Below are 13,178 nucleotides of genomic sequence, written 5' to 3'. Positions count from 1 at the left end.
CCTACGAATCGGTGATGTGACGCCGTTCACCGTGCCCCCTCTTGTCTCATCCGGATCGCCGTTCTATCGTCTCGATGTATCGAGTCGATACATCAGCTCGGCATAAAGGCCGTCCCGAGGGACCGTGACAGACAGGAGGCGAAGATGAGCAGGCGCTCCGGCATCCTGGAATTCGCCGTCCTCGGTCTGCTTCGCGAGTCCCCGATGCACGGCTATGAGCTGCGTAAACGCCTCAATACGTCACTGGGAGTGTTCCGCGCCTTCAGCTACGGGACGCTGTACCCCTGCCTCAAGACGCTGGTCGCCAACGGCTGGTTGATCGAGGAGACGGGCAGCAGCCCCGAGGACGCCCTCGCAGCTCCACTCGCAGGGCGTCGCGCCAAGATCGTCTATCGGTTGACGGCGGAAGGTAAGGAGCACTTCGAGGATCTGCTGTCGCAGACCGGCCCCGACGCCTACGAGGACGAGCACTTCGCCGCCCGCTTCGCCTTCTTCGGGCAGACCTCGCGGGACGTGCGGATGCGGGTGCTCGAGGGCCGCCGCAGCCGCCTCGAAGAGCGCCTGGAGAAGATGCGTGCCTCCCTGGCCCGTACCCGGGAGCGCCTGGACGACTACACGCTCGAGCTTCAGCGCCACGGCATGGAGTCCGTGGAGCGCGAAGTGCGCTGGCTGAACGAGCTCATCGAGAGCGAGCGGGCGGGGCGGGACCAGCAACGGTCCGCCCCCGGCGGCTCCGCTCAGCAGAACAGCACATCCGGGGAGTCGGCGGGCCTGCCCCGGCGGCGGGAGACCAACCCGCCGCCGGATCCGTCCGATGACCCCACCAAGTGAGACCCAGCGTTCCGCGGGGTTTCATCCGGAATACCGAGATCACACAGGGAGCAACCGGAATGGGTTCGGTTCGCGTAGCCATCGTCGGCGTGGGCAACTGCGCCGCCTCGCTGGTCCAGGGCGTCGAGTACTACAAGGACGCAGACCCGGACGCCAAGGTCCCGGGCCTGATGCACGTCCAGTTCGGCGACTACCACGTCGGTGACGTCGAGTTCGTCGCCGCCTTCGACGTCGACGCGAAGAAGGTCGGCCTCGACCTCTCGGACGCCATCGGCGCCAGCGAGAACAACACCATCAAGATCTGCGACGTGCCGAACAAGGGCATCACCGTCCAGCGCGGCCACACCCACGACGGCCTGGGCAAGTACTACCGCGAGACCATCGAGGAGTCCTCCGAGGCCCCGGTCGACGTCGTCCAGATCCTCAAGGACCGCCAGGTCGACGTCCTCGTCTGCTACCTGCCCGTGGGCTCCGAGGCCGCCGCGAAGTTCTACGCGCAGTGCGCCATCGACGCCAAGGTCGCGTTCGTCAACGCCCTCCCGGTCTTCATCGCCGGCACCAAGGAGTGGGCGGACAAGTTCACCGAGGCCGGTGTCCCGATCGTCGGTGACGACATCAAGTCGCAGGTCGGCGCCACCATCACGCACCGCGTGATGGCGAAGCTGTTCGAGGACCGCGGTGTCCGTCTCGAGCGCACCATGCAGCTCAACGTCGGCGGCAACATGGACTTCAAGAACATGTTGGAGCGCGACCGCCTCGAGTCCAAGAAGATCTCGAAGACGCAGGCCGTCACCTCGCAGATCCCGGACCGCGAGCTGGGCGAGAAGAACGTCCACATCGGCCCGTCCGACTACGTGGCGTGGCTCGACGACCGCAAGTGGGCGTACGTCCGCCTCGAAGGCCGCGCCTTCGGCGACGTCCCGCTGAACCTGGAGTACAAGCTCGAGGTCTGGGACTCCCCGAACTCGGCCGGTGTCATCATCGACGCCCTGCGCGCCGCGAAGATCGCCAAGGACCGCGGCATCGGCGGCCCGATCCTCTCCGCGTCCTCGTACTTCATGAAGTCCCCGCCGGTGCAGTACTTCGACGACGAGGCGTACGACAACGTCGAGAAGTTCATCAAGGGCGAGGTCGAGCGCTAAATCGCTCTCTCCTTGTTGCTTGTCGAGGGTCCCCGGGCATTCCGCCCGGGGACCCTCCTCGTATGTGAGGCTGTGCTCCATGGCTGTCGTCGGTGACCTGCGGATACTGCTGAAGCTGCGGGATTTTCGGCGGCTTCTCGTCGTACGGCTGCTCTCCCAGGGGGCGGACGGCGTCTACCAGGTCGCGCTCGCCACGTACGTCGTCTTCTCCCCGGAGAAGCAGACCTCGCCGGGCGCGATCGCCTCCGCCATGGCGGTGCTGCTCCTGCCCTATTCGCTGATCGGTCCCTTCGCGGGCGTGCTGCTCGACCGCTGGCGGCGCCGTCAGGTCTTCCTCTACGGCAACCTCCTGCGGGCCGTGCTGGCGTCGCTGACCGCGGTGCTGATGCTGGGCGGCGTGCCCGACTGGCTCTTCTACGTCTCCGCGCTCTGCGTCACCGCCGTCAACCGTTTCGTGCTCGCCGGGCTCTCGGCAGCGCTGCCCCGCGTGGTCGACGCCGACCGTCTCGTCCTCGCCAACTCCCTCTCGCCGACCGCGGGGACGCTCGCCGCGACCGCGGGCGGCGGCCTCGCCTTCGTCGTCCGACTGGTGGCCGCGGACTCGGACGCGGCGGTGGTCCTGCTCGGCTCGCTGCTGTACCTCTGCGCGGCGGCCGCCTCCCTGCGCATGGCCCGCGACCTGCTCGGCCCCGATCCGGAACTCGTGCCGCCACGGCTCGCGGCCGCGCTGGCCGGCACGGCACACGGCCTGACGGCGGGGGTGCGGCACCTGTTGCGGCGCCCCGCGGCCGCCCGTGCGCTGGCCGCGATGACGATGATGCGGTTCTGCTACGGCGCGCTGACGGTCATGGTCCTGATGCTGTGCCGGTACGCGTGGTCGTCGACGGAGTCCGACGGGCTCGCGTTGCTCGGGCTGGCCCTGGGGGTCTCCGGCGCCGGCTTCTTCGTGGCGGCCCTGGTGACGCCGGCCGCGGTGGGGCGGCTGGGGGCGGGTGGCTGGATCATCGCCTGTGCGGGAACGGCCGCGGTCCTCGAACCGGCGCTCGGGCTCACCTTCGCCCCCGGCCCGCTGCTGGTCGCCGCCTTCGTCCTCGGCCTGACGACTCAGGGCGCGAAGATCGCCACGGACACGGTGGTGCAGTCCTCGGTGGACGACGGCTTCCGCGGACGGATCTTCTCCGTCTACGACGTCCTCTTCAACGTGGCGTTCGTGGGCGCAGCCGCGGTGGCCGCCCTGATACTGCCCCCGGACGGCCGCTCGGTTCCGCTGGTCGTCACGGTGGCTCTGGTCTACGCGGCGATTGCTGGGGCTATGGCCCGGCTCGGCAAGGTCCAAGTGCGGTAGGACCACTCGGGATACCGGTCAGCGCGGCACCCCGAGTGCAACAACGACGTTCAACTTCCCGGCATCACTACCGCGGGTCGAAACGCCAGTGGCTCAGATAGTCCTTGCCACGGCAGAAGGCCTTGGACATCGACAACTTGGGCGTGGCCCACTTGCCGTACACGGTGTAGGCGTCACCGCTATAGGGGTCGCACACGGCGATCACCCGAAACTGCCCGGAACCCGCACCACAAGCCGCGTGCGCATACATCGGGTATCCGTCGCGCTCACCACCCACCAGGCAGTTTCCGGGCGAGGCCTGCGCTGTTGCCGGGAGGGCAATCATGCCTGCAACAACCCCCATGGTTGCCACGCCCATTGCAAGTATCCGCTTCACTTTGTCCCCCTAGAGCGAATGATCAACTGGTCGCCCACACCTTGCATCGTGTTGCGTCTCGGGGAGAAGTCTTTCAAGAGGGCATGAGATCAAAGTCACAGAACGTGACGAGGTAGGTCCCTTTTTGTGATGGCCAGGTAGGTGCTCCCGCTGACCGCACCAACCGACAGTCAGCACCACAGCCTCCCTCTTTGGGGGAAAGAGGTGTCGCTCTGCGCCTTTTGGTAGTCAGTAAATGTCACATCAGTGCCACAGAGTGGCACTGATGTGGGGGGAGCTCGCTGCGTACAGATAACTTACGGGCGTCGTATTCGCGCCATGCGCTTTCGTTCGAGGGGGACCCCCGCAGTGACCGTTCCGCCGCCCCAGGGCCAGACTCCGTATCCGCCCCAGGGCCAGAATCCCTATGGCCAGCCTCAGGGTGGTGCTCCGTACGGTCAGCAAGCGCCGTACCCGCCGCAGCAAGGCCACCCTGGCGTTCCGCAGCAGCCTTATCCGGCCTTCGGTCAGGGCGGACCGGTTCCTCCGCCGCAGCCTCAGCGTCGCCCCATAAAGGCGTACCTGCGAGGCGCGGCCGTGGTTGTGGGTCTGCTCGTGATAGCCGGCGGCTGGTGGGCGAGCCGGGATGACGCGGAGACCGCGGCCGTGGGCGACTGCCTGAAGCCCGCCTCCTCATCCTCGGACCGCATGGAGGTCGTGGACTGCTCGTCTTCCGAGGCGGAGTCGAAGGTCATCAAGAAAATCGACGGTCACTTCACTTCCTTCACGGCGGAGACTGAGTGCCGCAAGGTCGAAGGCGCCACCGGGTTTTATGCAGAGACGGGGAAGGGTAAGGAGTTCCTCTTCTGCACGAAGGAAGCCTGACCCGAGGCAGGCGCTGGACCTGTCGCACGGCCCACTGAGGGGCGTTGTTTCACGGTTTCACGTGAAACAACGCCCCTCGGGGTAGTGAGGGCGGAGTGGGTGTTTCACGTGAAACATCCCCCGCCCCCTCGCGTTACATCGACTCAGTCCTGGGTCGCCCACCACTCCTTGAGCGCCGCCACCGCCGCATCCCGTTCCATCGGGCCGTTCTCCAGGCGCAGCTCAAGGAGGAACTTGTAGGCCTTGCCGATCACCGGGCCGGGGCTGACGTCCAGGACCTCCATGATGTCGTTGCCGTCGAGGTCGGGGCGGATCGAGTCCAGCTCCTCCTGCTCCTGGAGGCGGGCGATGCGCTCCTCCAGGCCGTCGTACGCACGCGACAGGGCATTCGCCTTGCGCTTGTTGCGCGTCGTGCAGTCGGAGCGGGTCAGCTTGTGCAGCCGCTCCAGGAGGGGGCCCGCGTCCCGTACGTAGCGACGTACGGCCGAGTCCGTCCACTCACCCGTGCCGTAGCCGTGGAAGCGCAGGTGGAGCTCGACCAGGCACGAGACGTCCTTCACGAGCTCATTGGAGTACTTGAGCGCCGTCATGCGCTTTTTGACCATCTTGGCGCCGACCACCTCGTGGTGGTGGAAGGAGACCCGGCCGTCGCTCTCGAAGCGCCGCGTCCGGGGCTTGCCGATGTCGTGCAGCAGCGCGGCGAGCCGCAGCGTCAGGTCGGGGCCGTCCGTCTCCAGGGCCATCGCCTGCTCGAGAACGATCAGGGAGTGGTCGTACACGTCCTTGTGGCGGTGGTGCTCGTCCCGCTCCAGGCGCAGCGCGGGCAGCTCGGGCAGGACCCGCTCGGCGAGGCCCGTCTCGACGAGGAGGGCCAGGCCCTTGCGCGGGTGTGCGGAGAGGAGCAGCTTGTTCAATTCGTCCCGTACGCGCTCCGCGGAGACGATGTCGATGCGCTCGGCCATCGCCTTCATCGCGGCGACGACGTCAGGAGCCACCTCGAAGTCCAGCTGCGCGGCGAAGCGCGCGGCCCGCATCATCCGCAGCGGGTCGTCCGAGAAGGACTCCTCGGGCGTGCCGGGGGTGCGCAGCACACGCTCCGCGAGGTCCTCGAGCCCGCCGTGCGGGTCGACGAACTCCTTCTCCGGCAGCGCCACGGCCATCGCGTTCACGGTGAAGTCACGGCGTACGAGATCCTGCTCGATGGAGTCGCCGTAGGACACCTCGGGCTTGCGCGAGGTCCTGTCGTACGCCTCGGAGCGGTACGTCGTGACCTCGACCTGGAAGCTCTGCTCGACGTCCCCGACGCGGGCCTCCTTCTGGCAGCCGACCGTGCCGAAGGCGATCCCGACCTCCCACACCGCGTCCGCCCACGGCCGGACGATCTTCAGTACCTCCTCGGGGCGGGCGTCGGTCGTGAAGTCCAGGTCATTGCCGAGCCGGCCCAGCAGGGCGTCCCTGACCGAGCCGCCGACCAGGGCGAGGGAGAACCCGGCCTCCTGGAAACGGCGGGCGAGATCGTCCGCGACAGGGGACACCCGCAGCAGTTCGCTGACCGCGCGGCGCTGCACCTGGCTCAGTGCGCTGGGATTGTCTTCATTGGCGTTCGGCACAACAGAAAAGGGTACGTGCACCGGACGCCCGCGGCCGACCCGATTCCCGCCCGGCCCCAGAGGCCCCGCGCCGCCGCTCCGGACAGCTCTTCCGATCACGTGGAGCAGTCCGCGGCACTTCGCCACAGCGCGCATCGTTACCATGCGTGGACGCACATCCGACGACCACTGACGACGAGGGACGGGCGAACGCGTGGCCGAGGCGGCAGACTTTCCGGGGACAAGCCCCTCACCTGCCCGCCGGTGGCTGCGGCGCACCGCAGCACTGCTGGTGGGTACCCCTTTGCTGGCCGGGCTGCTGCAGGTCCCGGCGGGGCAGGCGGCGCACGCCGAGCCGGGCGCGAAGGCGGTCTCCGCCATGCCGGGCGCGAAGGCCGACCCGACCGGTTCCCGCACCGTCGACGTCTCTGTGGACTCGCTCACCCCCACCGCCCCCGGTGAGGGCGACACGGTCACCGTTTCGGGCACGGTCACCAACAACGGCAAGCAGACGGTGACCGGCGCCCAGGTCGGGCTGCGGGTCGCGCCGCTCAACTCCCGCAGCGCCATCGACAGCGCCGCGAAACGCACGGGCTTCCAGCCCGGGTCCGAGGGCACGGATGTCGGCGGGAAGTACGTCGACAAGTTCAGCAGGCTCGCTCCCGGCGTGCGGCAGGACTTCAGCATCTCCGTACCGGCGAAGGAGCTGCCGCTGGGCGCCGAGGGCGTCTACCAGCTCGGCGTGGCCCTCACCGGGCAGAGCGCCGCCCAGCCCTACTCCCAGGTCCTCGGCATCGAGCACACCTTCCTGCCGTGGCAGCCGGACGCCGCCTCCACGAAGACGAAGACCACGTACCTGTGGCCGCTCACCTCGACCAACCACCTCACGGCGAAGACCGGCTCCGACGAGCAGCAGACCCCCGTCTTCAAGAACGACGACCTGGCCGAGGAGCTGGCCACGGGCGGCCGCCTGGAGCAGCTCCTGTCGCTCGGCAGCAGCCTGGACGTCACCTGGGTCATCGATCCGGACCTGCTCGCCTCGGTCGAGGCGATGACGAAGAGCTACCGGATCGAGAACCCCGACGGGAAGACCACCAGGGCGGGCAAGCACCAGACGCTCGCCAATCAGTGGCTCAACAGCCTGCAGTCCGCCGTCAAGGGCAAGAAGGTCGTCGCCCTGCCCTTCGCCGACCCCGACCTCGCCTCCCTCGCGCACACCGGCAGGGCGGTCTCCGGTTCCCTCGGCCACCTGAGGGAGGCCACCGAGGTCGGCGCCGACGCGGTGAAGGCGATCCTGCAGGTGAAGCCGAGCACGGACTTCGCCTGGCCCGCCGACGGCGCGATCGACCCGTCGATCGTCGACGTCGCCACCTCCGCCGGTGCCCATACGGTGATCGCCCGCAGCGACAGCCTGCGCGAGACCGGCGGTCTGTCCTACACGCCGTCCGCGGCGCGGCCCGTCGGTGGCGGCACGACCGCCGTGGTGGCCGACGCGCGCCTCTCCACGGCCTTCCAGGGCGACATGACGGGGGCGGAGAACTCCACCCTCGCCGTCCAGGAGTTCCTCGCCCAGAGCCTGATGATCAATCTGCAGGATCCGGACCGGCAGCGGAACATCGTCGTCGCCCCGCAGCGCATGCCAACGGCGAGCCAGGCCCAGACCATGCACAAGGCGCTGTCGACCCTCGGCGACGAGAAGTGGTCCCAGCCCCAGGACCTGGCCGCGGCCGCGAAGGCCAAGCCGGACCCGGACGCCACCACCCAGGTTCCGTCGGCCGGGGCCTACCCCGCCGCCCTGCGCAGGCAGGAGCTGCCGCAGCTGGCCTTCGAGGCCATCCAGAACACCCAGAGCCGACTCAAGCGCTTCCAGGTGATCCTCACCGAGAAGGACCGGGTGGTCACCCCCTTCGGCAGGGCCATAGACCGTGAGATGTCCACGTCCTGGCGCGGCCGTCCGGCGCAGGCCAAGGCCTACCGGGACAGTGTCGGAAGCTATCTGAAGGACCTCACCAGGCAGGTCTCCCTGATCCAGCGGTCCGACGCGAAGCTCTCCGGCCGCAGCGCCACCATCCCGATCTCCGTGCAGAACAATCTGGTGCAGGACGTCGAGCACCTGGTACTGCGGCTGTCCTCGACCAACCCCACGCGTCTGAAGGTGGGCGACGGGCAGTTCGAGGAGAAGCAGATCAAGATCGCGGGCGGGCACTCCCAGTCCGTGAAGTTCACGACCACGGCCAACGCCAACGGCCCGGTCCCGGTCTACGCCCAGCTGTACACGGAGGACGGCGAGCCGTACGGCGACGTCGTGCGTTTCGACGTCAACGTCACCGAGGTCACCCCCGCCGTGATGCTCGTCATCGCCGGTGGTCTCCTGCTGCTCGTACTGGCCGGATTCCGGATGTACACGCAGCGCAAGCGTGCGGCCCGGAAGCGGGCCCAGGAGGCGCCGGACACGGGCCCGGGCGACGGCCCGGAGGGTGGCTCCGGCGGCGAGCCCGACGAGGGCGACCCCGAGCAGCCGAGTGACCCGACACCGGACACCGCCCCGGAAAGCACGGACCCGTCGGACACGGGTGAGAGAGTGGAGCGTTGAGCGATGTCGTGGCCGGTGGGCCCGGGGACGATGAGGTGGGGTAACCATGAACGCGCCGTACGACGGTGACCGTGGCCAGGGCACGGGTGGCTCCGCTTCTCCCGAGGACCTGCCGCCCGGCTCTCCCGAGCACGGGCAGGTGCCGCCGCAGCCCGCGCCGGACATGTACCTCCAGGACGCCTACGACCAGGACCCCTACCGGGCGCAGGACCTCTCCGCCCAGGACCCGGTGACCGAGGCGCTCTACGACCGCGCGGCGCACCCACCGCCGCCGCCGGGCACCTACCCGCAGCAGCCGCTCTACGGCCGCCCGCCCGCCCCGCCGCACGCTCCAGACTCCCGCAGATGGGCGCAGACCCCTGCCCCCGAGCCGGAGGGCCCGACCCGGCACCTCCCGTACGGCGACGACGCCCGTACGACGCAGTTCGTGGGCGTCGACGACCTGGTCACCCAGGCCGGCGAGGAGCGTCACGAGCCGGACGCCTTCGCCCACCTCTTCCGCGACCAGCAGCCCGGCGGGTACGGCGGCGGACAGGCCGACTACCAGCAGGACGCGTATCCCCGTGAGGGCTACCAGCAGGGCGGCTATCAGCAGCAGGGCGGTTACCCGCAGCAAGGTGGTTACCCGCAGCAGGGCTACCCCCAGGGCGGTCACCCGCAGAGCGCCTACCAGCAGGGCGGCCACCCCGAGGACAACGGATACCCGCAGGGTGACGGCTACCCCCAGGGTTATCAGCAGGGCAACGACTACCAGCAGGACGGCGGCTATCCGCAGGGCAACGGCTACCCGCTGCCCGTCGACGGCGGCTACCCGCCCGCCGCCGAGCAGCCGGTCGTCCCGGCGCCGGCCGCCGCTCCGGTGACCGATCCCGCGCCGACCCCCGCCGCGCCGCCGCCCGCCCCCGCCGGCAAGTCCGGCGGCCGTGCGTCGAGCCTGCTGAAGTCCAGCGCGGTCATGGCGGCCGGCACGCTCGTCTCCCGCCTCACCGGCTTCATCCGTTCCGCCCTGATCGTCTCGGCGCTCGGTGTCGGTCTGCTCGGCGACACCTTCCAGGTCGTCTACCAGATCCCGACGATGATCTACATCCTCACCGTCGGCGGCGGCCTCAACTCGGTCTTCGTGCCCCAGCTGGTGCGCTCCATGAAGGAGGACGACGACGGCGGCGAGGCCTACGCCAACCGTCTCCTGACGCTCGTGATGGTGGCGCTCGGCGCGCTCACCGTCCTGGGCATCGTCCTGGCACCGCAGCTGGTCCGGGTGATGTCGGTGCCCGTCGCGAACGACCCGGCGGCCACCGAGGTCGGCGTCACCCTGCTCCGCTACTTCCTGCCCTCGATCTTCTTCATGGGCGTCCACGTGGTGATGGGGCAGATCCTCAACTCGCGCGGCAAGTTCGGCGCGATGATGTGGACGCCGGTCCTGAACAACATCGTCATCATCTCGACGCTCGGCATGTTCATCTGGGTGTACGGGTCCTCGGCCGAGTCCGGCATGACGGTGAACAGCATCCCGCCGCAGGCCGAGCGCCTCCTCGGCGTCGGTGTCCTGCTCGGCCTGGTCGTCCAGGCGCTTGCGATGATCCCGTACCTCCGTGAGACCGGGTTCAGGCTGCGCCCCCGCTTCGACTGGAAGGGCCACGGCCTCGGCAAGGCCGCCAAGCTCGCCAAGTGGACCATCCTCTTCGTCCTCGCCAACCAGGCGGGCGCGATCGTCGTGACGCAGCTGGCGACCGCGGCCACCACCGACCTGCCCGCGACGAGCGGCATCGGCTTCGCCGCCTACGCGAACGCCCAGCTCATCTGGGGCCTCCCACAGGCCATCATCACGGTCTCCCTGATGGCGGCCCTGCTGCCCCGGCTCGCCCGCTCCGCACACGACGGGGACACCGGCTCCGTACGCGACGACATCTCGCAGGGCCTGCGCACCACGGCCGTCGCGATCGTCCCGATCGCCTTCGGATTCGTCGCGCTCGGCATCCCGATGTGCACCCTGATCTTCGGCTCCTCGGGCAGCGCCCAGGCCACGAACATGGGCTACATGCTGATGGCCTTCGGCCTCGGCCTGATCCCCTACTCCGTCCAGTACGTGGTGCTGCGCGCGTTCTACGCCTACGAGGACACCCGCACGCCCTTCTACAACACGGTCATCGTCGCGGCCGTCAACGCCGCCGCCTCCGGCGCCTGCTACATGCTGCTGCCCACGCGCTGGGCGGTCACCGGCATGGCCGCCGTGTACGGCCTCGCGTACGCCATCGGCGTGGGCGTCGCCTGGCGCCGGCTGCGCAAGCGCCTCGGTGGCGACCTGGACGGCGCCAACGTGCTGCGCACCTACGCCCGCCTCGGGATCGCGGCGCTGCCCGCGGCCCTGCTCAGCGGCGGCGCCGCGTACGCGGTCACCCAGGCGCTCGGACAGGGCGTCCTCGGGTCGCTGGCGGCCTTGCTGGCCGGTGGCGTGGTCCTGCTCGGAGTCTTCTTCGTCGCCGCGAAGCGCATGCGGATCGCGGAGCTCAACTCGATGGTCGGCATGGTCCGCGGCCGTCTCGGTCGCTGAGATGGGCGGCCGCGCACAACCATCGTCGACCACCGTGTGTCGTGCATAGCACCAGACTGTGGGCACAATTGGCTTTGGCGTCCGACGTAACGCAATGGATGGGGAGGCAGGAACGACGGTGGCGGAACGGAGCACGGCTGCCGTCGACGTGGCAGACAACAGCGGCGACGAGCCGCTGACCGCGAAGGCGGAGCAGGCCACGGCCGACGGGGTGGCCCAGACCCGGGAGCGGGACACGGCAGCAGACGAAGACGGGGCGGACAACGACAAGTCCACGAGCCGCGGGGCCTCCTCACCCCCCGAACTGCACAGTGGCCACAAGCTCGCCAGACGCTATCGGCTCGAGGAGTGCGTCACCCGTCTGGACGGTTTCAGCAGTTGGCGTGCTGTCGACGAGAAGCTCCGGCGTGCCGTCGGCGTGCACCTGCTGCCCGCCGACCATCCGAGGGCCCGCTCGGTCCTCGCCGCGGCCCGTTCCTCGGCGCTGCTCGGCGACCCGCGTTTCGTGCAGGTCCTGGACGCGGTCGAGGAGAACGACCTCGTCTACGTGGTCCACGAATGGCTCCCGGACGCCACGGAGCTGACCGCGCTCCTCGCCGCGAGCCCACTGGAGGCCCACGACGCCTACCAGCTCGTCAGCCAGGTCTCGCAGGCCATGGCCGCCGCGCACCGCGAGGGGCTGGCCCATCTGCGGCTGACCCCGGGCGCGATCCTGCGCACCTCGACCGGCCAGTACCGCATCCGCGGCCTCGCGGTGAACGCCGCCCTGCGCGGCATCAGCTCCGAGACCCCCCAGCGCACGGACACCGAGGCGATCGGCGCTCTCCTGTACGCCTCGCTGACCCAGCGCTGGCCGTACGAGGAGGACGCGTACGGCCTCTCCGGGCTGCCCAAGGACGTCGGCCTCATCGCCCCCGACCAGGTGCGCGCCGGCATCCACCGCGGCCTGTCGGAGCTCGCCATGCGCGCGCTCGTCAACGACGGTGCGACCGCGTCCCGCCAGGACCCTCCGTGCACGACTCCCGAGGAGCTGGTGAAGGCGATCGGCGAGATGCCCCGCATCCGCCCGCCGGAGCCCGCGTTCACCGCACCGCCGGAGTACCAGCACACCACGTACCAACAGGGCACGTACGGCCGCACCCAGGCCCACCCGGGCGTCACGCAGCCGGTGCCCACGCCCCCGCCTCCGCTGCAGAGCCGAACCGGCAAGGTGCTCAAGTGGGGCGTCTCCGCCCTGCTCATCGCCGCGCTCGGACTGGGCAGCTGGCAGCTGGCGGACGCTCTGATGGACCGCGAGAACTCCGGCGACCCCGGCACCACCCACACCAACGAGAGCGGCGAGAAGGGCCAGCCCAAGCCCGCCAAGCCGATCGCGATCAAGGGCGCCCAGGAGTTCGTCGCGTCGGGCGGGGCTCAGGCACCGGGAGACGTCGGCAACACCTACGACTCCGACGGGTCCTCGCTCTGGCGGACCAAGACCTTCAATGAGGGCCCGAGGCTCGCCCCGTACAAGCCGGGTGTCGGTATCGTCTACGACCTCGGTTCGGAACAGAACGTCTCCGAGGCGTCGATAGCCCTTCACTACGGCGGTGACCACACCACGGTCGAGCTGTACGCCGCGGACTCCCTGACGCCCTCGACAAATGTCGCCTCCATGAAGAAGATCGGCACTGGCACCACGTCGGGCCAGACCCTGAAGATCAAGGCGAAGAAGCCCGTGAAGTCGCAGTACGTGCTCCTCTGGATGACTGCGGTTCCGCGTTCCGGTGCCGACGGGTATTACCGGGCGGGGTACAAGCAGGCGATCACGGACGTGAAGCTCAAGGGCTAGAGACGGCCCACCACGGCTCACGGGGGGAGGGGGTTCGACGGTGGACGGCACCGCTC

The 13,178-nt window shown here is 69.3% G+C and carries 9 protein-coding genes; 7 read left to right on the top strand and 2 right to left on the bottom strand.

From position 1 onward, the window contains the following. Positions 1-144 precede the first annotated feature (144 nt). The 3 genes from ACFYO9_RS24770 (at position 145) to ACFYO9_RS24760 (ending at position 3,318) form a co-directional block, all read left to right on the top strand. Positions 145-831 carry a helix-turn-helix transcriptional regulator gene (locus tag ACFYO9_RS24770; RefSeq protein ID WP_355812085.1) on the top strand — a complete coding sequence of 229 codons (687 nt, stop codon included), beginning with the start codon at positions 145-147 and terminating at the stop codon, positions 829-831. A gap of 59 nt (positions 832-890) precedes the next feature. After that, positions 891-1,973 (top strand): inositol-3-phosphate synthase, encoded by a 1,083-nt coding sequence (locus ACFYO9_RS24765; RefSeq protein WP_355812088.1) that lies wholly within the window; start codon positions 891-893, stop codon positions 1,971-1,973. 79 nt (positions 1,974-2,052) lie between these two features. Then, complete coding sequence (locus ACFYO9_RS24760; protein ID WP_358778442.1) at positions 2,053-3,318, top strand: MFS transporter; 1,266 nt, start codon at positions 2,053-2,055, stop codon at positions 3,316-3,318. A gap of 67 nt (positions 3,319-3,385) precedes the next feature. On the opposite strand, the gene ACFYO9_RS24755 is transcribed toward ACFYO9_RS24760, so the two are convergent. Next, positions 3,386-3,694, bottom strand: a complete 309-nt coding sequence (locus ACFYO9_RS24755; protein ID WP_358778441.1) for a hypothetical protein — start codon at positions 3,692-3,694, stop codon at positions 3,386-3,388. 576 nt (positions 3,695-4,270) lie between these two features. On the opposite strand from ACFYO9_RS24755, the gene ACFYO9_RS24750 reads away from it, so the two are divergent. Then, positions 4,271-4,558, top strand: coding sequence for a hypothetical protein (locus tag ACFYO9_RS24750; protein ID WP_358778440.1), 288 nt, complete (start codon positions 4,271-4,273; stop codon positions 4,556-4,558). Between the two features lie 143 nt (positions 4,559-4,701). On the opposite strand, the gene ACFYO9_RS24745 is transcribed toward ACFYO9_RS24750, so the two are convergent. Continuing rightward, positions 4,702-6,168, bottom strand: coding sequence for a CCA tRNA nucleotidyltransferase (locus ACFYO9_RS24745; protein WP_358778439.1), 1,467 nt, complete (start codon positions 6,166-6,168; stop codon positions 4,702-4,704). A 193-nt stretch (positions 6,169-6,361) separates the two neighbouring features. On the opposite strand from ACFYO9_RS24745, the gene ACFYO9_RS24740 reads away from it, so the two are divergent. The 3 genes from ACFYO9_RS24740 (at position 6,362) to ACFYO9_RS24730 (ending at position 13,122) form a co-directional block, all read left to right on the top strand. Next, the gene (locus tag ACFYO9_RS24740) at positions 6,362-8,740 is read left to right on the top strand and encodes a DUF6049 family protein (RefSeq protein ID WP_358778438.1); all 2,379 of its coding nucleotides are present in this window, start codon (positions 6,362-6,364) and stop codon (positions 8,738-8,740) included. Positions 8,741-8,786: 46 nt separating this feature from the next. Further along, the gene (murJ, locus tag ACFYO9_RS24735; protein ID WP_358778437.1) at positions 8,787-11,291 is read left to right on the top strand and encodes a murein biosynthesis integral membrane protein MurJ; all 2,505 of its coding nucleotides are present in this window, start codon (positions 8,787-8,789) and stop codon (positions 11,289-11,291) included. 118 nt (positions 11,292-11,409) lie between these two features. Then, complete coding sequence (locus ACFYO9_RS24730) at positions 11,410-13,122, top strand: protein kinase family protein (RefSeq protein WP_358778436.1); 1,713 nt, start codon at positions 11,410-11,412, stop codon at positions 13,120-13,122. The last annotated feature ends 56 nt before the right edge of the window (positions 13,123-13,178 follow it).

This window comes from Streptomyces sp. NPDC005863 (assembly GCF_042871345.1).
Lineage (GTDB): Bacteria > Actinomycetota > Actinomycetes > Streptomycetales > Streptomycetaceae > Streptomyces.
The sequence above is the reverse complement of the archived record's forward strand: the minus strand, read 5'-3'. Positions and strand labels throughout refer to the sequence as shown.

Coding starts and splice junctions, on each gene's coding strand:
- ACFYO9_RS24770 (WP_355812085.1), top strand. CDS start 145: ATGAGCAGGCGCTCCGGCATCCTGGAATTCGCCGTCCTCGGTCTGCTT.
- ACFYO9_RS24765 (WP_355812088.1), top strand. CDS start 891: ATGGGTTCGGTTCGCGTAGCCATCGTCGGCGTGGGCAACTGCGCCGCC.
- ACFYO9_RS24760 (WP_358778442.1), top strand. CDS start 2,053: ATGGCTGTCGTCGGTGACCTGCGGATACTGCTGAAGCTGCGGGATTTT.
- murJ (WP_358778437.1), top strand. CDS start 8,787: ATGAACGCGCCGTACGACGGTGACCGTGGCCAGGGCACGGGTGGCTCC.